Here is an 18,534-nt window from a genome sequence, read left to right as displayed (position 1 = left end):
TCTCGCTTTCGGGGAACCTGGCGCGTTGTATACCTATCGCCCGACCAATACGAAAGACCCGAATGATCCGCCTCGCCGCCGCCCTCCTGACGCTCCTTGCCGCCACGCCCGCCCCCGCGCAGCTGCGGGGCGATTTCGATTACTACGTCCTGTCGTTGAGCTGGACGCCGACCTGGTGCGCGCTCGAGGGCGACGCGCGGGGCTCGCCGCAATGCGACGCGGACCGGGGCCACGGCTTCACGCTTCACGGGCTCTGGCCGCAACACGAACGGGGCTGGCCGGAATATTGCGCGACGGCCGCGCGTCCGCCCTCCCACGCTCAGACGGACGGGATGGCCGACATCATGGGCTCCGCGGGGCTCGCCTTTCACGAATGGAAGAAGCACGGAACCTGTTCGGGGCTCGGTCCCGCGGCCTACTTCGCGACGTCCCGCGCGGCCTATGCGTCGATCATGCGGCCGCCGGCGATCCGGGATCTGGGGCGCGAGGTTACGCTGCCGGCGGAGGTGGTGGAGGCGGCGTTCCTTGACGCGAACCCGGACCTGTCGCCGGACGGCGTCACGGTGACCTGCCGGGCGGGACGGATACAGGAGGTGCGGATTTGCCTGACGACGGAACTGGTGCCGCGCGCTTGCGGAGCGGACGCGAGCCGCGATTGCGCGCTCGACGACGCGCTCCTGTCTCCGATGCGGTGAGCGTCAGGCGGAGACCCGGTTGCAGAGCCTGCGCGCCCATTCCGTCGCGGGGGCGGGCCGTCCGAGATGGTAGCCCTGCCCGTACTGCACGCCGAGCTCCGTCAGGATGCGCGCCTGCGCCTCCGTCTCGATCCCCTCGGCGATGAGGTCGAGGCCGAGCCTGTCGCGCAGCGTGACCAGGCCCTCGACGATTGCCTCCTCGCGTCCCGTTTCGCCGAGCCCATTGATGAAGACCCGGTCGATCTTCAGGATGTCGACGGGAAACTGCCGGAGGCGGTTGAGGCTCGACAGGCCGGTCCCGAAATCGTCCAGGGCGATGCGGATGCCGCGAGCCCGGAGCCGCTCGAGAAAGCCGAGCGCGCTTTCGGGCTGCACGATCACAGCGGTCTCGACGATCTCGAGCACGAGCTGCTCCGGCGGCAGGCGCTCCAGCAGGACCGACAGCCAGCGCGTGGCCGGCCCGTCCTTGCCCTCCAGCATCGGACCGTCGACGTTGAAGGTCGTGTAGAAAGACTTGTCGCCCGTGATGAGCGGCCGGGCCGCCTCGATCGCGATGTCCGGAAAAAGCTCCGTCTCGGTCTGCGGCAAGCGCCGCAGCGTGTCGACAAAGTTCATCGGGCCGACGACCTGACCGCCGGGGCGGTTCCAGCGCAACAGCGCCTCCACGCCCACGGCACGCCGGTCGCGCAGATCGACGATCGGCTGCACATGGTATTCCAGCGCGCGTTCGACGATGGCGTTCTCGATCTCCGCCTGGGCCGGGATCAGCGCCGGGACCGGAAGCGCGCGGGTGATCTCGGTCCGGTCGCCGCCGAAACCCTTGGCGCGGGCGAGGGCGGCATCCGCGCGCAGCACCGCCCGCTCGCGGCTTTCCTCCGGATAGGCCGCCACCAGTCCGGCCGACAGGCTGCGCGAGACGATCCCGCGCTCGCTGTCGGCGAGGGCGGTCGAGGCCAGCGCGCGGATGCGCTCCACTATACCGGCGGCGTCGCGCAGGGTCGTGTAGGGCAGCCAGAGAACGAACCGTCCGCCGCTCAGCCGGTCGAAGGTCGCCCCGGCCGGCATCGCACGCCGGATAACCTCCGAGATCGCGTCGAGCAGACGGTCGCCCGTGTCGTAGCAGCGCGTGACGTTGACGTCGCGCAGCTTGTCGACGTCGAACAGGGCGAGCGCGCCCGCGGCGCCGGCGACATCGGCCGGAGACGGTGCATCCTCGCGGTCCGACGCGCCCGCCGGCGGTCGCGGCCAGTAGCACGCCGCAATCGCCACAGCTGTCGCCACGACGACGAGAATCCCCAGTTCCAACAACACGACCTCCGCGTCGACGACACCCGCCGAATGGTTTCCGCAACCGATCTCTTACGCAACTGTGGGGTGAACTGCACCCGTGCGAAAAGGGGAAACTCGCAAATCAGAACGGTTTTCGTGACGATAGGGCCGCGCGAAGGGTTCCGTCATCAAGATAATCGAGCTCGCCGCCCACCGGCACGCCCTGTGCGAGACCGCTGATTCGCACACCGGTCGGTTCCAGCTCGCGGGAGACGTAATGGGCGGTGGTCTGGCCTTCGACCGTCGCGTTCAGGGCCAGGATGACTTCCTCGACCCCTTCGGCGGCGATGCGATCGCGCAGCTTCGGGATGGACAGATCCTCCGGCCCGACATCGTCGAGGGGCGACAGCGTGCCGCCCAGAACGTGGTAGCGCCCGTCGAAGACCTGCGCGCGCTCCATCGCCCAGAGATCGGCCACGTCCTCGACCACGCAGATTTGGCCGTTGGCGCGTTTATCCGCCGCGCAGATGCCGCATATGTCGCTCGTGGCGAGGTTTCCGCAATTGAGGCAGGTCCGCACGGCGCGACCGACCTCCCGCATCAGCTCCGCCAGCGGCAGAAGCTGCGTGTCGCGCCGCTTCACGAGGTGGAGCACCGCGCGCCGCGCCGATCGCGGGCCGAAGCCCGGCAGGCGGGCCATCATGCCGATCAGCGCCTCGATGTCGCGATGCGTCTCCAAAGTTCAGAAAGGCAGCTTCATGCCCGGCGGCAGGCCGAGCCCTTCGGTGATCTTGCCCATCTCCGCCTGCGCCCGCTCGGATGCGCGCGTCTGGGCGTCCTTGATGGCGGCGAGGATCAGGTCCTCCACCATCTCCTTCTCCTCGGGCCGGAAGATCGAGGGGTCGATGTCGAGGCCGATCAGCTCGCCCTTGGCCGTGGCGGTCGCCTTCACGAGGCCCGCGCCGGATTCGCCTGCCACGGTGATCGAGGACAGGCTTTCCTGCATCTCGCCCACCTTGGCCTGCATCTCCTGCGCCTTCTTCATCATGCCGGCCATGTCGCCGAGGCCGCCCATACCCTTGAACATCCCGATCCCCTTTTCGTTTGCGTCGCGTCCCTCCGCAGGTAGCGTCGAGGGGGTGCGCCCGCAAGCATCGCACATGCAAAGGGCCGCCCGAAGGGGCGGCCCGGCCTGGCGTGATTCCATCCCGGTTCAGTTCTGGGCGGCGTTGGCGCCGATGAACCAGGCGTCCTTGTCGATCTCGCGGCTCACCTCGGTGAAGAGGTCGGCGGCGTCCTCGTCCCCGGCCTCGCCGGCCGCGTCGATGGCTTCGCGCAGCTTCGCTCCGTGATCCTTGAAGCGCTCGACGAGCGCGGCGATGTGCTCCTGCACCTCGGTCATCTCGACCGGGTAGGGCTTCAACGTCGTGTTCTTCGACGCCTCCTGCGTGGTTCCCTTGGCGAAGCCACCCATGATGGCCACGCGTTCGGCCATCGTATCCGTCTGCTCCCGCACGCGGTCCGCGACCTCGTCCAGAAGTTCGTGCACGCCGATATAGCCGCGGCCGCGGATATTCCAGTGCGCCTGCTTCACCGCGAGTTGCAGGTCGATCGAGTCGGCCAGCCGCGCGTTCAGGAGGTCGATCATCTGCGACTGCGTCTGTTTCTCGAGGCCTTCGACGAAACTCTCGGGCATGGGGCTCTCCTTGCTGTGCTGTCCGTGTCGCGGGATGAACGGCGGCCGGGCCCATTCGGTTTCATGACGCGGCCGGGCGCCGTCCGCGGGCACGCCGGAGGCGATCAGCTTTCGTCGAACGGATCCCATTCCTCGTCCACTTCGGCCAGCGCCTCCTCCGCGGCATCCCGGGTCAGCGCCTCCCGCGTGCGGACCTCCAGGAGCTCGGCGCCGGGAAAGGCCTCGAGGATCGCCTGCGTCAGCGGATGCGCCAGGGCCTCGGCCTCCGCGCGCCTGAGGTCGTTGTCGCGCGTCTCCGCGATGGTCGGCAGGCCGCCCTCCGCCACGACGGAGGTGATCCAGCGCACACCCGTCCAGCCCTGCAGTCGGCCCGCCAGCCGATGGGCGAGATCGGGCGCGGCGCCGGGGGCCGGCTCGAATTCGATCCGGCCGGGGGAATAGTTCGCGAGCCGCAATCCGGTCTCGACCTCCACGAGGAGCTTCACGTCACGGTTGGCGCGGATCAGGTCGACCACCTGATCGAAGCTCTCGAACCGTGCCAGCGCCTCCGTGACCTGCGCCTCCGCCGAGGGTGAGGAGACCGGCCGCGCCGCGCCCTGCGCCGTCCGCCGCATCGCGGGGCTGCCGCCGGCCTCCGGAGCGGGCCGCGGGGCCGGCGCCCGGGCGGAGGACGGGGGCGTGTCGCGCAGCTTGCGAATGAGCTCGTCGGGGGAAGGGAGGTCGGCCACGTGCGTCAGCCGGATGATCGCCATCTCGGCCGCCATCATCGCGTTGGGCGCGGCCGCGACCTCCTCCAGCGCCTTCAACAGCATCTGCCACATCCGCGTCAGTGCCCGCATCGGCAGGCCGGCGGCGAAGGCCTGCCCGCGGGCACGCTCGTCGGGGCCGATCGTGGGGTCCTCGGCCGCGTCGGGGGTGATCTGCACGACGCTGACCCAATGGGTGATCTCCGCGAGGTCGCGCAGGATGGCGAGCGGGTCCGCTCCCTCGGAATACTGGGCGCCGAGCTCCTCGAGCGCGGCGGCGGCCTCGCCCTTCATGACGAGGTCGAAGAGGTCGAGCATCCGGCCGCGATCGGCGAGCCCCAGCATGGCGCGCACCTCGGCGGCACTCGTCGCCGCGCCGCCCGCGCCGTGGCTGATCGCCTGGTCGAGCAGGGACATCGCGTCGCGCACCGAGCCCTCCGCCGCCCGCGCGATCAGGGCGAGCGCGCCGTCCTCGATCCCCGCGTCCTCCTTCGCGGCGACCCCGCGCAGGTGTTCGATCATCGTTTCGGGCTCGATCCGGCGCAGGTCGAAGCGCTGGCAGCGGGAGAGCACGGTGACCGGAACCTTGCGGATCTCGGTCGTGGCGAAGATGAACTTCACATGCGCCGGCGGCTCCTCCAGCGTCTTGAGAAGCGCGTTGAACGCGCTCGTCGAGAGCATGTGGACCTCGTCGATGATGTAGATCTTGTAGCGGGCCGAGGCCGCCCGGTAATGCACCGAGTCGATGATCTCGCGCACGTCACCGACCCCCGTGTTCGATGCCGCGTCCATCTCCAGCACATCGACATGGCGCCCCTCGGCGATGGCCCGGCAGGGCTCGCACACGCCGCAGGGATCGGTCGTCGGGCCGCCGTTCCCGTCGGGGCCCACGCAGTTCAGCCCCTTGGCGATGATCCGCGCCGTCGTCGTCTTGCCGGTGCCGCGGATGCCGGTGAGGATGAAGGCCTGCGCGATCCGGTCCGCCGCGAAGGCGTTGCGCAGCGTGCGCACCATCGGGTCCTGCCCGATCAGGTCGGCGAAGGTGGCGGGGCGGTACTTGCGGGCGAGCACCTGGTATTCTGTCGCTGTCATGCGGCCCTCCGGATCGGCGGGCATCCTAGGCGGCGCGGCGCCGGGTGGCCAGTGGTCCGCGAACCCTCAGAGCGCCCAGAGAACCCAGCCCGTGGCGAGAGAGGCGAGGGTGAAGAGGATCGCCATGATCGTGAAGATGCGGGTGGGCTGCATCTCCGCGCGGTGCGCTTTGAGGCGGCCCTGCGCCTTGCTGGCATTGCGGCGCGCCGTCCAGAAGATGATGATGGCCACCCCGATGAAGATCGTCGCGACGAGCTTCGGCAGCCAGGTCGGGTCGGCCTCCCGGAAGATCGCGCGGAGCCCGACGGCGATGGCGATGGACGTCATGCCGGTCCGCATCCAGCCCGCGAACGTGCGCTCGTTGGCGAGAATGGTGCGGTCCTCCGCCCAGTCGGTGCGTCGCTCCGCCCAGTCGGTCTTGGTGTCAGCGTCGTTCGGTTGATCCTGCGGCATCCGCCGACAGTAGCGCGCGCGCAGCGGCAGGGAAATGCGCGGGGCGTTGATAATGGTTAGCGCCGCGCATGCCGTGATGGACGGCGCGGAGACCCCTGCGCGGCGCGTACGGAAATGCGGGTGGGTGAGAGGCTGGACGACGACCCAAGCGGGGCTCGTTGTGGCTGCTACCTTCCGGTCCTGACCAGGTTGGCGAGGCGCTTGCCCGCGCCAACCTCTCGATGCCGCAAATAGGACGGGACGGGCCTGGATGCAAGGGGGACGGGCCTTGCCCCGGATGGCCGGATGCCCGAGGCAGGGAAACGCCCCATTGCCAGGAGGAATGTCATGCGGCTTGCGGAATCGGTCACGTTCGGCGGCGGGGCGCTGGATCGGGCGGAGGACCTGCGGCGGGATCCGGACGCGCTCGCCGCGCTGCCGGCGCGGGTGTTGCCGCTCTGGCGGGGCAAGCCGCTCCTCGACGCGGGCCGGGCGGCGCTGGACTGGGTCGCCCCCGACGTCTTCGCGGAGGAGGGGGCGACGGTGCTGCTCGGGCGGGCGGACGGCATGGCCCTCTTTGCGCGCGACGTGTCCGCACTGGACGTCGCCGGCGGCACGGAAGGAGTGGGCGGCTTCGTCGATGCCTCCGAGCAGACCCATCCCGACCTGCCGGCCGGCACGGCCTTCGGCGAGCTGCGGCGCGTGATGACGCGGCTGACGCCGCTCGATGCTGAACTGGCGGCCACGGCGAAGGGCATGCTCGAATGGCATCGGAGCCACGGCTTCTGCGCCAATTGCGGAACGGCGACGCAGATCGGCAAGGCCGGCTGGATTCGGGTCTGTCCGAACTGTGCGCGTTCGCATTTCCCGCGCACCGATCCGGTCGTGATCATGCTGGTGACGCGGGGCAATTCGGTCCTGCTCGGCCGGGCTCCGTCCTGGCCCGAGGGATTCTTCTCCTGCCTTGCCGGGTTTATGGAGCTGGGCGAGACGCTGGAGGCGGCCGTGCGCCGCGAGGTCCGGGAGGAGACGGGGGTGCGCGTGGGCCGGGTGGACTATCTAGCGAGCCAGCCCTGGCCGTTTCCGGGATCCCTGATGCTGGGGGCCTGGGGCCATGCCGAGAGCGAGGCGATCGTCGTCGATCCCGACGAGATCGCCGAGGCGCTGTGGCTTACGCGGGAAGAGATGATGGAGGTGTTCGAGGGGCATCACCCGCGCGTCCAGGCGGCCCGCAACGGGGCGATCGCACGCTTCCTGCTCGAGAATTGGCTCGCGGATCGGCTGGACTGAAGCCCGATTGACCGGACCGGCGGGGGGCGGCTATCGACCTGCGGACCCGTAGATGAGGATGTCTAAATGAAGTTCGTCGCGACCGAAGAGATTGCCGCCCCCGTCGAAGACGTCTGGGCCGCCGTGACCGATTTCGACGCCTTCGAGGCGCGTGCGTCGCAACGCGTGAGTCTCGAGCGGCGGCCGCCGGGGCCTGCCTCGCTCGGGACCGTCTGGGACGGGCAGGCGGAGGTGATGGGCACGTCGCGCGACGTCGAGATGCGGCTGTCGGAACTCAAGGCGCCCCATGTGATCGCGATGACCGGCAAGTCCGACGGCCTCAACCTGTTGGCGAACGCGCAACTCGAGGTGCTGGGGCCGCGGCGGACGCGCCTGACCGTGACGACCGCGGCCGAGGGCAACAGTCTCGGCGCGCGGCTCGTCCTGCAACCGCTGAAGCTCGCGAAGAAGACGCTGCTGCAGCGCTACCGGGGCTACGTCGCGAACTTCGCGCGGCGGATCGAGAAGGGCAGCCGCCGGGCCTAGCGCAGACCGCCGTGGAAATGATCGGGATCGGCGGGATAGACGCCGAGGATGTCGAGCGACGAGGTGAAGTAGTCGAGCTCCTCCAGCGCGCGGGCGACAGGCGGATCCCCGGGGTGGCCCTCGATGTCGGCGTAGAACTGCGTCGCCAGGAATTGCCCGTCAACCATGTAGGATTCGAGCTTCGTCATGTTGACGCCGTTCGTCGCGAATCCGCCCATTGCCTTGTAGAGCGCGGCGGGGATGTTTCGGACGCGGAAGACGAAGGTCGTCTTGGTCGGACCGGCGCCGGCGGCGGAATGCCACGCATCGCGGGACATGACCACGAAGCGCGTGGTGTTGTGGCCGTGATCCTCGATGTCGCGGGCGAGAACGTCGAGGCCGTAGATCTCCGCGGCCAGTTCGGACGCGAGGGCGCCGTCGGTTTCCGCGCCGTTCCGGGCCAGCTCGGCGGCGGCCCCGGCGCTGTCGGCGGCCGTTTCCGCCGTGATGTCGTGCGCGGCGAGGAAGTCCCGGCATTGCGGCAGCAGCACCAGATGGGCGCGCACGTGGCGGATGCGGTCGAGCGTCGTGCCGCGCCGTCCCAGAAGCGCGATGCGGACGCGGACGAACGCCTCGCCCACGATCTTGAGGCCCGATTCCGGCAGCAGCCGGTGAATGTCGGCGACGCGCCCGTAGGTCGAGTTGTCGACCGGCAGCATCGCGAGGTCGGCCCGGCCGGACTGGACCGCGGCGATGGCGTCCTCGAAGGTCCGGCAGGGCAGGGGGTCGTGGTCGGGATGGGCCGCGACGCAGGCTTCGTGCGAATAGGCGCCGAGCTCCCCCTGGAAGGCGATGGCGGGCATGGCGCGATCCGTGGATGTTTCGTTCCGCCGCATCCTCTATCCCTTGCCAGAGGTGGGCGAAACCACATAGATGACGCGCGACCTCGGAACAGGACTTCGAAAGGGTGCCGAAGATGGACACGATGACGATGACCAAGATCGTGGGCGCAGGCTGCGGCGCGCTGCTCGTGTTCCTTCTGGGCGCCTGGGCGGGCGAGGCGATCTACCATGTCGGCGTCGAGTCGCATGGCGACGAGGAGCATGCCGAGGGCTACGCGATCGAGGTCGCCTCGGCCGAGGATGCCGGCGGCTCCGGCGAGCCGGACGTGCCGTTCGAGGAGGTTTACGCCACAGCCTCCGCCGAGGCGGGCGAAGGTCTCTGGCGGCAATGCGCCTCGTGCCACGCGGTCGACGGCACGAACAAGACCGGGCCATATCTCAACGGCGTGGTCGGCCGCGAGCACGGCTCCGTAGAGGGCTACGCCTATTCCGACGCGATCGCCTCAATCGAGGGGCCTTGGACGCCCGAGGAAATCTCGCGTTTCATCGAGAATCCGAAGGAATACGCGCCGGGCACCAAGATGTCCTATCGCGGAATGGACGATGTCGAGGATCGCGCCAACCTGATCGCCTATCTCGAATCCCAGAGCTGATCGGCCGGGCGCCGCCTCCCGGCGCCTCAACCATCGGTGAGGGGGCCTTGCGTCCGAAGGCCCCGGATCGCTAGCTGTCGCCGAACTTCTCAGGGGAGAGCATGGGTTCATGATCAGACGGTTCGCGATCGCAGCCATTCTCGTCGCCGCGCCCGCCATCGCGCAGGAGACGGACACGACGCCGGATCACGGCATTTCGACCTTTCCGGGCGGCGCGCTGAAATACGGGCCCGACTTCGCCCATCTCGACTACGTGAACCCCGACGCGCCCAAGGGCGGCGAGATCAGCGAATGGGCCTTCGGCTCCTTCGACAGCGTCAATCCCTACACGCCGAAGGGCCGGGCGGTCGCGCTGTCCTCCGTGCCCTACGAGTCGCTTCTGTCGGGCACGGCGGACGAGATCGGATCGGCCTATTGCCTGATCTGCGCGTCGGTGGACTACCCCGAGGACCGCGGCGAGGTGACGTTCACCCTGCGCGACGACGTGACCTTCTCCGATGGCACGCCGCTCACCGCCGAGGACGTGATATTCTCCTACGAGGTGCTGCGCGACAAGGGCCTGCCGAGCTTTCGCGCCGTTCTCGCCCGTGACGTGGAAAGTGTCGAGGCGCTGGACGAGCGGACGGTGCGCTACGTCTTCAAGGAGGGCGTGCCGACCCGCGATCTGCCCGTCCGCGTCGGCAGCCTGCCGATCTTCCGGAAGGCCGATTTCGAGGCGCGCGACGTCGATTTCGAGGATAGCACGCTGACCCCGATGATCGGTTCCGGCCCCTACGTCATGGACGAACTCGATACCGGCCGGTCGGTGACCTACCGGCGCCGCGTTGATTATTGGGGCGAGGATCACCCGCTCAATGTCGGGCAGAACAACTTCGACACGATCCGCATCGAGTATTACGGCGACTACGCCGCGGCCTTTGAGGGCTTCAAGGGTGGCAACTACACCTTCCGCAACGAGGCGTCGTCGAAGGAATGGGCGACGAGCTACGACTTTCCCGCCGTCGAGAACGGCGCCGTCGTCAAGGCGGAGCTGCCGGACGGCACGATCTCGACCGCGCAGAGCTTCATCTTCAACCTCCGCAAGCCGAAGTTCCAGGATCCCCGCGTGCGCGAGGCGATCGGGCTCATGTTCAACTTCGAATGGTCGGACGAGACGCTGTTCTACGGCATCTACGACCGCATGACCTCCTTCTGGGAGAACAGCGACCTGAAGGCGGAAGGCCCGCCCTCGGAGGCCGAGCGCGCGATCCTCGAGCCGCTGGTGGAGCAGGGGCTTCTGGACGAGGCGATCCTGACCGAGGACGCGGTCCTGCCCCCCGTCTCGGGCAGCCGGCAACTCGACCGCGGCAACCTCCGGGCGGCGAGCGCGCTTCTGGAGGAGGCGGGCTGGATCGTCGGCGACGACGGGATGCGCCGCAAGGACGGGGAAACGCTGTCGGTCCAGTTCCTCAACGACAGCCAGACCTTCGACCGCGTCATCAACCCCTACGTGGAGAACCTCCGCAGGCTCGGCGTCGATGCCGGCATGGTGCGGGTCGACAACGCGCAGATGACCTCGCGCGAGCGCAGCTACGATTTCGACGTCATCACGCACCAGATGCCGATGGGCTACGTCCCCGGCTCCTCCCCGCGCCAGTATTTCGGCTCCGAAAGCGCGAACGACGTGTTCAACCTCATGGGCCTGCAGGACGAGGCGGTCGACGCGCTGATCGAGAACCTCGAGAACGCGACCACGCAGGAGGGACTCGAGGTCGGGATCGCCGCGCTCGACCGGGTGCTCCGGGCCCGACGCTTCTGGGTGCCGCAATGGTTCAAGCCGGTGCACACGGTCGCCTATTACGACTATCTCCGCTACCCCGAGCCGCTGCCGCCCTACGCGCTGGGCGAGCTGAGCTTCTGGTGGGCGGACGAGGAGGCCTACGAGGATCTGCAGGCCAGCGGGGCGCTGTAGCACCTTGGGCGCCTACATCCTCCGACGCGTCCTGCTCATGATCCCTACGCTGCTGGGAATCATGGTCATCAACTTCGCGCTGATCCAGTTCGTGCCCGGCGGTCCCATCGAGCAGGTTCTGGCGCAGCTCGAAGGGGAGGGCGACGCCTTCTCCAACATCGCCGGCGGTGGCGACGCCGCGGGCGGCGGGGCGCAGCAGGCCGGTGGCGACAGCGGTTATCTCGGCGCGCGCGGCCTGCCGCCGGAATTCATCGAGGAGCTGGAGCGGCAGTTCGGCTTCGACAAGCCCCCGCTCGAGCGGTTCCTCAACATGATGTGGGACTACATGCGCTTCGATTTCGGAGAGAGCTACTTCCGCTCGATCTCCGTCGTCGATCTGGTGCTGGAGAAGATGCCCGTCTCGATCACGCTCGGCCTCTGGTCGACGCTGCTGGCCTACCTCATCTCCATCCCCCTCGGCATCCGCAAGGCGATGCGGGACGGCTCGAAGTTCGACACCTGGACCTCTGGCATCGTGATCGTGGCCTACGCGATCCCGGGCTTCCTGTTCGCGATCCTGCTCCTCGTGCTCTTCGCGGGCGGGTCGTACTTCAAGTGGTTCCCGCTCCGCGGCCTGACCTCGCCCGGATGGGAGGACATGGGGACGCTGCAGCAGATCGGGGATTACCTGTGGCACATCACGCTGCCGGTGCTGGCCTCCACGCTCGCCGCCTTCGCGGGACTGACGCTGCTGACGAAGAACTCGTTCCTCGACGAGATCCGCAAGCAATACGTGACCACGGCGCGCGCCAAGGGCCTGACGGAAAGCCGTGTACTCTACGGTCATGTCTTTCGCAACGCGATGCTGATCGTGATCTCGGGCTTCCCCGCGCTGTTCGTGTCGGTCTTCTTCGGCGGCTCGCTCATCATCGAGACGATCTTCTCGCTGGACGGGCTGGGGCGTCTCGGGCTGGAGGCGGTGGTGACGCGGGACTACCCGGTCGTGTTCGGCACGCTCTTCGCCTTCTCGCTGATCGGGCTGGTGATGGGCCTCATCACCGACCTCACCTATGTCTGGATCGATCCGCGGATCGACTTCGAGCGGAGGTAGCCCGTGGCGCTTTCCCCCCTCAACGCCCGCCGCTGGTCGAACTTCAAGAAGAACGGCCGCGCCTTCTGGTCGCTCTGGCTGTTCGCGCTCCTGTTCGGCCTGTCGCTCTTCGCGGAGCTTCTGGCCAACGACAAGCCGCTTCTGGTGAGCTACCGGGGCGAGCTTCGGCTGCCGATCCTGACCTTCTATTCCGAGACCGATTTCGGCGGCGACTTTCGCACGGAGGCCGCCTACCGCGAGGTCGAGGTGCGCTGCCTCATCATCTCCGGCGGACTCGTGGATTGCTTCGACGACCCCGAGGGCGTGATCGCCAAGGTCGAGGAGACGGGCGCCTTCGCGGGCGAGCCGGTGGAACGGGGCTGGCTCCTCTGGCCGCCGATTCCCTACAGCTACGACACGGTGAACAACATCGACGGCGCGGCCCCGTCGGCGCCGGACGCGGAGCATTGGCTCGGCACCGACGACACGGCGCGCGACGTGCTGGCCCGCGTGATCTACGGGTTCCGCCTTTCGGTCGCCTTCGCGCTCATCACCACGTTCTTCGCCTCCGCGCTCGGCATCGCGGCCGGCGCGGTGCAGGGCTATTTCGGCGGCTGGACCGACCTGCTCCTGCAGCGGTTCGTGGAGATCTGGGGCTCCACCCCGTCGCTCTACGTCATCATCATCGTCGTCGCGATCATCCCGGTGAGTTTCTGGCTCCTCGTGGCGCTCACCGTGCTGTTCGGCTGGATCGGCCTTGTCGGCGTGGTGCGGGCGGAGTTCCTGCGCGCGCGGAACTTCGAATACGTGCGCGCGGCCCGGGCACTCGGCGTGGGCGACGGGACGATCATGTTCCGCCACGTCCTGCCCAACGCGATGGTGGCGACGCTGACCTTTCTGCCGTTCCTCGTGACCGGCGCGATCGGCGGGCTCGCCACGCTCGACTTCCTCGGCTTCGGTCTGCCGTCCTCGGCGCCGTCGCTGGGCGAGCTCACGTTGCAGGCCAAGCAGAACCTGCAGGCGCCGTGGCTCGGCTTCACCGCGTTCTTCACCTTCGCCATCATGCTCTCGCTGCTCGTCTTCATCTTCGAGGGCATCCGCGACGCGTTCGACCCGAGAAAGACCTTCGCATGACCCGTCCCGACCGCGTCCTCGACGTGCGCGACCTGCGCGTGTCCTTCCGGCAGGACGGACAGGACATCCCGGCCGTGCGCGGCGTCTCCTTCCATGTCGACCGGGGCGAGACCGTCGCGCTGGTGGGCGAGAGCGGCTCGGGCAAGTCCGTCACCGCGCTCTCCACCGTCGCGCTCCTGCCCGACAGCGCGCGGGTCGAGGGGACGGTGGAATACGAGGGCGCGTCGATGATCGGCGCCCCCGAGCGGGAGCTGCGGCGGGTCCGGGGCAACGACATCAGCTTCATCTTCCAGGAGCCGATGACCTCGCTCAACCCGCTCCACACGATCGAGAAGCAGCTCGCCGAAAGCCTGTCCCTGCATCAGGGGCTGAAAGGCGATGCGGCGCGGGCGCGCATCCTCGACCTGATGGAGAAGGTCGGCATCCAGGACGCGGAGCGCCGCCTCGGCGCTTATCCACACCAGCTTTCCGGCGGGCAGCGGCAGCGGGTGATGATCGCGATGGCGCTCGCCAACGGCCCGGACCTGCTCATCGCGGACGAGCCGACAACGGCGCTCGACGTGACGATCCAGGCCCAGATCCTGGAATTGCTGGCGCAACTTCAGCGCGACGAGGGCATGTCGATGCTCTTCATCACCCACGACCTCGGCATCGTGCGGCGCTTCGCCGACCGGGTCTGCGTGATGAAGTCCGGTGAGATCGTCGAGGCGGGACCGGTCGCGGAGATCTTCGACGCGCCCCGGCACCCCTACACGCAGATGCTCCTCGCCGCGGAGCCGCAGGGTGCGCCGGACCCGGTGTCGTCGGACGCGCCCGGAATCGCCGCCGCCGAAAATCTCAGGGTCTGGTTCCCGATCCAGACGGGCCTTCTGAAGCGCACGACGGGCCATGTGAAGGCGGTCAACGACGCGACGCTGTCGGTCCGCGCGGGCGAGACGGTCGGCATCGTGGGCGAGAGCGGGTCGGGCAAGACGACGCTGGCGCTGGCGATCATGCGGCTGATCCAGTCGGAGGGACCGATCACGCTTCTCGGCCGGCGCATCGACGGGCTTCCGACGAAGGAGCTGCGGCCGCTCCGGCAGGACATGCAGATCGTGTTCCAGGACCCCTACGGTTCGCTCTCGCCGCGGATGACGGTGGCGGAGATCGTGGCCGAGGGGCTGCGCCTGCACGACACCGGCGACGACCGCCCCCCGCGCGAGCAGGTGGCCGAGATCCTGAGGGAGACCGGGATCGACCCGGCCTCGATGGACCGCTACCCGCACGAGTTCTCCGGCGGCCAGCGGCAGCGGATCGCGATCGCCCGGGCGATGATCCTGCGCCCGAAGCTCGTCGTCCTCGACGAGCCGACCTCGGCGCTTGACCAGACGGTGCAGGTGCAAATCGTGGAGCTTTTGCGCGACCTGCAGCGCCGGCACGGGCTCGCCTACCTGTTCATCAGCCACGACCTGAAGGTGGTGCGCGCGCTGTCGCACAAGGTGATCGTGATGAAGCGCGGCGATGTGGTGGAGGCGGGCGACGCGGCGCAGGTTTTCAACGCGCCGCAGGATCCCTATACACGTGCCCTGATGGCCGCGGCCTTCGACCTCGTCGCCGAGAGCGAGGTCGTCGGGGGCTGAGCCCGATCAGCTCCCGAAGGTGACCGAACAGGCGACCGAGTTTGCCCGCAATCGCGTGCAGGCACGCTGCGCCTCGCGTTCGGACAGGCCCACGAAGCTCGGCTTGAAGCCGCCCTGCACCCGTTCGATCCGGCGCAGCGCGTCGTCGAGCGTGTCGAGCTCCTGCAGGGCGGTGCGCAGCAGCAGCTTGTCGGCCGCCGAGCGCGTGCCCTGGGGGTCGAGCTGTATGCCGTAGTCCCGTCCGGCCGTGGACGCGTTCGTGACCACCCGCGTCTCGCCCCGCACGGCTGAAACCTGCAACGCGAGAAGATAGCTGCGCATCACCGGCCGCATGGAGCGGGCCGGCGCGGTGACGCCGGGCCGCGTCGCGCTGTTGTAGGTCGGAAGCTCCGGCTTGCGCTCCGTCACGCGGGCGGGGGCGTGGGCGAAGCCGTAATCGAGAAGCTCCATGATCCGCGCGTTGCGTGTGGCCGTCGACCGGCCGCCGAACACGGTCGCGATGATCCGCACGCCGCCCCGCTCCGCGGAGGAGACGAGGTTGAAGCCGGCCGCGTTGGTGAACCCGGTCTTGATCCCGTCGGCGCCGCGATAGGCGTTCAGGAACCGGCGGTTGGTGTTGCGGACCTGCGTGATGCTGGCATCGGTGGAGCGCCGGGAGAACAGGTTGTAGTATTGCGGGTAGTCGTAGAACATCCGCCGCCCCATCACGCTCATGTCCCGCGCGGTGCTCAGGTGGCCCGACCGCGTCAGGCCGTGGGCGTTCCTGAAGGTGGAAGCGGTCATGCCGAGCGCCTCGGCCGTGCGGTTCATTCGTTCCGCGAAGGCGTCCTCGGAGCCGGCGATGGCCTCGCCGATCGCGGTCGCGGCGTCGTTGGCGGACTTCACCGCCGCCGCGCGGATCAGATAGCGCAGCGCGATCGTCTGGCCCGCGCGGAGGCCCAGCTTGCTCGGCGGTTCGTTGGCCGCGTTGCGCGAGATGCGGACCTCCGTGTCGAGGGTGATCTCGCCCTTACGCACCGCCTCGAACGCGATGTAGAGCGTCATCATTTTCGTGAGCGACGCCGGATGAAGCCGCGTGTCGGCGTTCGAGGATTTCAGAACCTCGCCCGTCCGGGCATCCATCACGAGTTCCGCGTAAGGCGCGGCCCGTCCCGGAAGCGCGAGAAAAAGGACGACAAAGAAGGGCATCAGGCCCGCGAGGACCCGGTTCGCAAGATGTCTGATCACTGGTCTGCTCGTCTGCCTGTGCGACCCGATCTTTCGCCGGTGACGCCATGAGTTCCTTAACAAAGCGTAACCAGAAAAGGTTAAAAGATCCATAACGGACAGAGGTTGCCTTGAAAATTCCTTACTTCGCCGCGCAGGCCCTGAACGTCTGGCGAGGTGCCGCGGGGTTTCATACAAGACTGGTCGCTGAGCCGAAGCCCGATCGGCGGGCCTGCGCTGCCCGGCTCGACCGATGGAATGGAGTGATTCTGCGATGTCCGATGCCCCTTCCCATGCGCGCGATGCCGCTTCCGGGTGGTTCCGCGACCTTCGCGACGCCATCGTCGCGGCTTTCGAAGCGCTCGAGGAGGCCGGGGCGCCCGGGCCCTTCGCCGGAAATCCCGCCGGCCGATTCGAGGTGACGCCGACGAAGCGCAGCGCCGAGGACGGGTCGGATGCGGGCGGCGGGCTGATGTCGGTGATGCGCGGTGGCCGGGTCTTCGAGAAGGTCGGCGTGAACTGGTCCGAGGTGCACGGCGCGCTCGGCGCCCGGGCGCAGGCGGCGATGGCCGCGCGGGGCGTGCCCGGCATGGCGGACGATCCGCGCTTCTGGGCCAGCGGGATCAGCCTCGTCGCGCATATGCAGAACCCGCACGTTCCGGCCGTGCACATGAACACGCGGATGTTCTGGACGCCGCATGCCTGGTGGTTCGGCGGCGGCGCGGACCTGAATCCCTGTCTCGAATACGACGAGGACACGGCCGCGTTCCACGCCGTCCTGCGGGCGGCCTGCGACGGGCATCCGCCGCTCGACGGGGAGGACCGCTACGCGAGGCTCAAGGCCTGGGCCGACCGCTACTTCTTCATCCCGCACCGGGGTCGGGCGCGGGGCGTGGGCGGCATCTTCTACGACGACCTGAACACCGGCGACTGGGAGGACGATTTCGCCTTCACGCAGGATGTCGGCCGCGCCTTCCTGCCGGCCTTCGTGCCGCTGGTGGAGCGGAGGCGCGCGCAGGGCTGGACCGACGCGGACAAGCAGGCGCAGCTCGTCCATCGCGGGCTCTACGCGGAATACAACCTCGTCTACGACCGGGGCACGAAGTTCGGGCTGGAATCCGGGCACGACGCGAACGCGGTGCTGATGTCGCTGCCGCCCGAGGCGCGGTGGCCGTAGCTCAGGCCCGGACCGCGCCGAACGTCGTGGCTGACCGTCGCCCGCGATCCCGCCCCGTGGCGACCGGCGCCCCTCGTGCCACCGGTCGCCGCGACGTCGAAGCGTTCCGCCTTCGTCACCCGTTCTCGCGCAGCGTCGCGATCATCCGGGCCACGTTGTCCGGGTCGGCGTCGGGCGTGATTCCGTGACCCAGGTTGAAGACATGCGGCCCGCCCGAAAGCGCGTCGCGGATGCGTCGCACTTCCGCGTCGAGCGCCGGGCCGCCCGAGACCATGTGGCGCGAGGCGAGGTTGCCCTGCACGCAGCCATCGGGTTGCACGTTCCGGGCCACCCATTCGGCGTCCACGGAATCGTCGACGGCGACGCAATCGGCGCCCGTGGCCGCGTGGAAGCCGACATAGCCCTGCTCCGCCTGACGCGGGAAGGCGATGACGGGCAGGCCGGGATGGCGGGCCTTGAGCGCGGCGGTGATCGTCCGCGCGGGCGCCACGGCGTAGCGTGCGAAGTCCTCGCCCCGGAGCGAGCCGGCCCAGCTGTCGAAGATCTTCACCACCTCCGCCCCGGCCCCGACCTGCGCCGACAGGTATTCGATCGTCGCCGCCGTCAGCACGTCGATCAGGGCCTCGAACGTCGCCCGGTCCTCCGCGATCAGGCGGTGCGCCGGGCCCTGATCCGGCGTGCCGCGTCCGGCGATCATGTAGGTCGCCACCGTCCAGGGCGCGCCAGCGAAACCGATCAGCGCGACCTCCGGGGGAAGGGCGCCAGCGAGGTTGCGCACCGTCCGGTAGATCGGCGCCAGCGTCTCGTGCACCTCCGCGGCAGGCTTCAGCCGGGCGAAGTCGGCCGCCCCGGTCACGGTCGAGAGGCGCGGCCCCTCGCCGGTGACGAACCAAAGATCGGCGCCGAGGGCCTGCGGCACGAGGAGGATGTCGGCGAACAGGATCGCCGCGTCGAAGCCGAAGCGTCGGATCGGTTGCAGCGTCACCTCGGTCGCGAGTTCGGGATTGTAGCACAGCGACAGGAAGTCGCCCGCGCGCTCCCGCGTGGCGCGGTATTCCGGCAGGTAGCGCCCCGCCTGCCGCATCATCCAGACCGGGGGCACGGGAAGCGTCTCGCCAGCGAGCGCGCGGAGCAGGGGTTTCGTCATCGGGATCCTCCG

The 18,534-nt window shown here is 68.8% G+C and carries 18 protein-coding genes and 1 other RNA gene; 9 read left to right on the top strand and 10 right to left on the bottom strand.

Annotated features, from left to right (window positions below; genetic code table 11):
* Positions 1-62 precede the first annotated feature (62 nt).
* On the top strand, positions 63-695 hold the full coding sequence (locus Q1B08_RS02025) for a ribonuclease T2 (protein WP_299813926.1): 633 nt from the start codon (positions 63-65) through the stop codon (positions 693-695).
* Between the two features lie 3 nt (positions 696-698).
* On the opposite strand, the gene Q1B08_RS02020 is transcribed toward Q1B08_RS02025, so the two are convergent.
* The 7 genes from Q1B08_RS02020 to ffs form a co-directional block, all read right to left on the bottom strand.
* Positions 699-2,000 carry a GGDEF domain-containing phosphodiesterase gene (locus Q1B08_RS02020; protein ID WP_299813923.1) on the bottom strand — a complete coding sequence of 434 codons (1,302 nt, stop codon included), beginning with the start codon at positions 1,998-2,000 and terminating at the stop codon, positions 699-701.
* A 106-nt stretch (positions 2,001-2,106) separates the two neighbouring features.
* Positions 2,107-2,703 carry a recombination mediator RecR gene (recR, locus tag Q1B08_RS02015; protein WP_299813919.1) on the bottom strand — a complete coding sequence of 199 codons (597 nt, stop codon included), beginning with the start codon at positions 2,701-2,703 and terminating at the stop codon, positions 2,107-2,109.
* 3 nt (positions 2,704-2,706) lie between these two features.
* Positions 2,707-3,051 carry a YbaB/EbfC family nucleoid-associated protein gene (locus Q1B08_RS02010; RefSeq protein WP_299813916.1) on the bottom strand — a complete coding sequence of 115 codons (345 nt, stop codon included), beginning with the start codon at positions 3,049-3,051 and terminating at the stop codon, positions 2,707-2,709.
* 126 nt (positions 3,052-3,177) lie between these two features.
* Complete coding sequence (gene dps / locus Q1B08_RS02005) at positions 3,178-3,660, bottom strand: DNA starvation/stationary phase protection protein Dps (RefSeq protein ID WP_299813913.1); 483 nt, start codon at positions 3,658-3,660, stop codon at positions 3,178-3,180.
* Between the two features lie 104 nt (positions 3,661-3,764).
* The gene (locus tag Q1B08_RS02000; protein WP_299813910.1) at positions 3,765-5,498 is read right to left on the bottom strand and encodes a DNA polymerase III subunit gamma/tau; all 1,734 of its coding nucleotides are present in this window, start codon (positions 5,496-5,498) and stop codon (positions 3,765-3,767) included.
* Positions 5,499-5,564: 66 nt separating this feature from the next.
* Entirely contained in the window at positions 5,565-5,951 is a 387-nt protein-coding gene (locus Q1B08_RS01995; protein ID WP_299813907.1) for a DUF202 domain-containing protein, read from the bottom strand.
* Positions 5,952-6,073: 122 nt separating this feature from the next.
* Positions 6,074-6,172: signal recognition particle sRNA small type (ffs, locus tag Q1B08_RS01990), an RNA gene on the bottom strand.
* Between the two features lie 106 nt (positions 6,173-6,278).
* Between ffs and nudC the strand changes: the two genes are divergently transcribed.
* Entirely contained in the window at positions 6,279-7,220 is a 942-nt protein-coding gene (nudC, locus tag Q1B08_RS01985; protein ID WP_299813904.1) for an NAD(+) diphosphatase, read from the top strand.
* Between the two features lie 66 nt (positions 7,221-7,286).
* Positions 7,287-7,745 (top strand): SRPBCC family protein, encoded by a 459-nt coding sequence (locus Q1B08_RS01980; RefSeq protein ID WP_299813901.1) that lies wholly within the window; start codon positions 7,287-7,289, stop codon positions 7,743-7,745.
* On the opposite strand, the gene Q1B08_RS01975 is transcribed toward Q1B08_RS01980, so the two are convergent.
* Complete coding sequence (locus Q1B08_RS01975; protein ID WP_299813898.1) at positions 7,742-8,587, bottom strand: prephenate dehydratase; 846 nt, start codon at positions 8,585-8,587, stop codon at positions 7,742-7,744. The two genes, Q1B08_RS01980 and Q1B08_RS01975, sit on opposite strands and share 4 nt — an antisense overlap.
* Positions 8,588-8,709: 122 nt before the next feature.
* On the opposite strand from Q1B08_RS01975, the gene Q1B08_RS01970 reads away from it, so the two are divergent.
* The 5 genes from Q1B08_RS01970 to Q1B08_RS01950 all read left to right on the top strand — a co-directional run bounded on the left by Q1B08_RS01970 (position 8,710) and on the right by Q1B08_RS01950 (position 14,992).
* The gene (locus Q1B08_RS01970) at positions 8,710-9,219 is read left to right on the top strand and encodes a cytochrome c family protein (protein WP_366139962.1); all 510 of its coding nucleotides are present in this window, start codon (positions 8,710-8,712) and stop codon (positions 9,217-9,219) included.
* 109 nt (positions 9,220-9,328) lie between these two features.
* Positions 9,329-11,170, top strand: a complete 1,842-nt coding sequence (locus Q1B08_RS01965) for an extracellular solute-binding protein (protein ID WP_299813895.1) — start codon at positions 9,329-9,331, stop codon at positions 11,168-11,170.
* Between the two features lie 4 nt (positions 11,171-11,174).
* Positions 11,175-12,260 (top strand): microcin C ABC transporter permease YejB, encoded by a 1,086-nt coding sequence (locus Q1B08_RS01960; protein WP_299813892.1) that lies wholly within the window; start codon positions 11,175-11,177, stop codon positions 12,258-12,260.
* A gap of 3 nt (positions 12,261-12,263) precedes the next feature.
* Entirely contained in the window at positions 12,264-13,373 is a 1,110-nt protein-coding gene (locus Q1B08_RS01955; RefSeq protein WP_299813889.1) for an ABC transporter permease, read from the top strand.
* A complete protein-coding gene (locus Q1B08_RS01950) occupies positions 13,370-14,992 on the top strand; it encodes an ABC transporter ATP-binding protein (RefSeq protein WP_299813886.1) in 1,623 nt (540 codons plus the stop codon). Before Q1B08_RS01955 ends, Q1B08_RS01950 begins: the two co-directional genes overlap by 4 nt.
* A 6-nt stretch (positions 14,993-14,998) precedes the next feature.
* On the opposite strand, the gene Q1B08_RS01945 is transcribed toward Q1B08_RS01950, so the two are convergent.
* A complete protein-coding gene (locus Q1B08_RS01945) occupies positions 14,999-16,180 on the bottom strand; it encodes a D-alanyl-D-alanine carboxypeptidase family protein (protein WP_299814882.1) in 1,182 nt (393 codons plus the stop codon).
* A gap of 292 nt (positions 16,181-16,472) precedes the next feature.
* Between Q1B08_RS01945 and hemF the strand changes: the two genes are divergently transcribed.
* Positions 16,473-17,375 (top strand): oxygen-dependent coproporphyrinogen oxidase, encoded by a 903-nt coding sequence (hemF, locus tag Q1B08_RS01940; protein ID WP_299813883.1) that lies wholly within the window; start codon positions 16,473-16,475, stop codon positions 17,373-17,375.
* Positions 17,376-17,490: 115 nt separating this feature from the next.
* Here hemF and hemE read toward each other — a convergent pair whose 3' ends face one another.
* A complete protein-coding gene (gene hemE / locus Q1B08_RS01935; protein ID WP_299813880.1) occupies positions 17,491-18,522 on the bottom strand; it encodes a uroporphyrinogen decarboxylase in 1,032 nt (343 codons plus the stop codon).
* Positions 18,523-18,534: the final 12 nt, after the last annotated feature.

Origin of the sequence: uncultured Jannaschia sp. (assembly GCF_947494025.1) — a bacterium.
In the GTDB taxonomy this organism is placed as follows: Bacteria; Pseudomonadota; Alphaproteobacteria; order Rhodobacterales; family Rhodobacteraceae; genus Jannaschia.
This window is presented reverse-complemented; position numbering and strand designations above follow the sequence as displayed.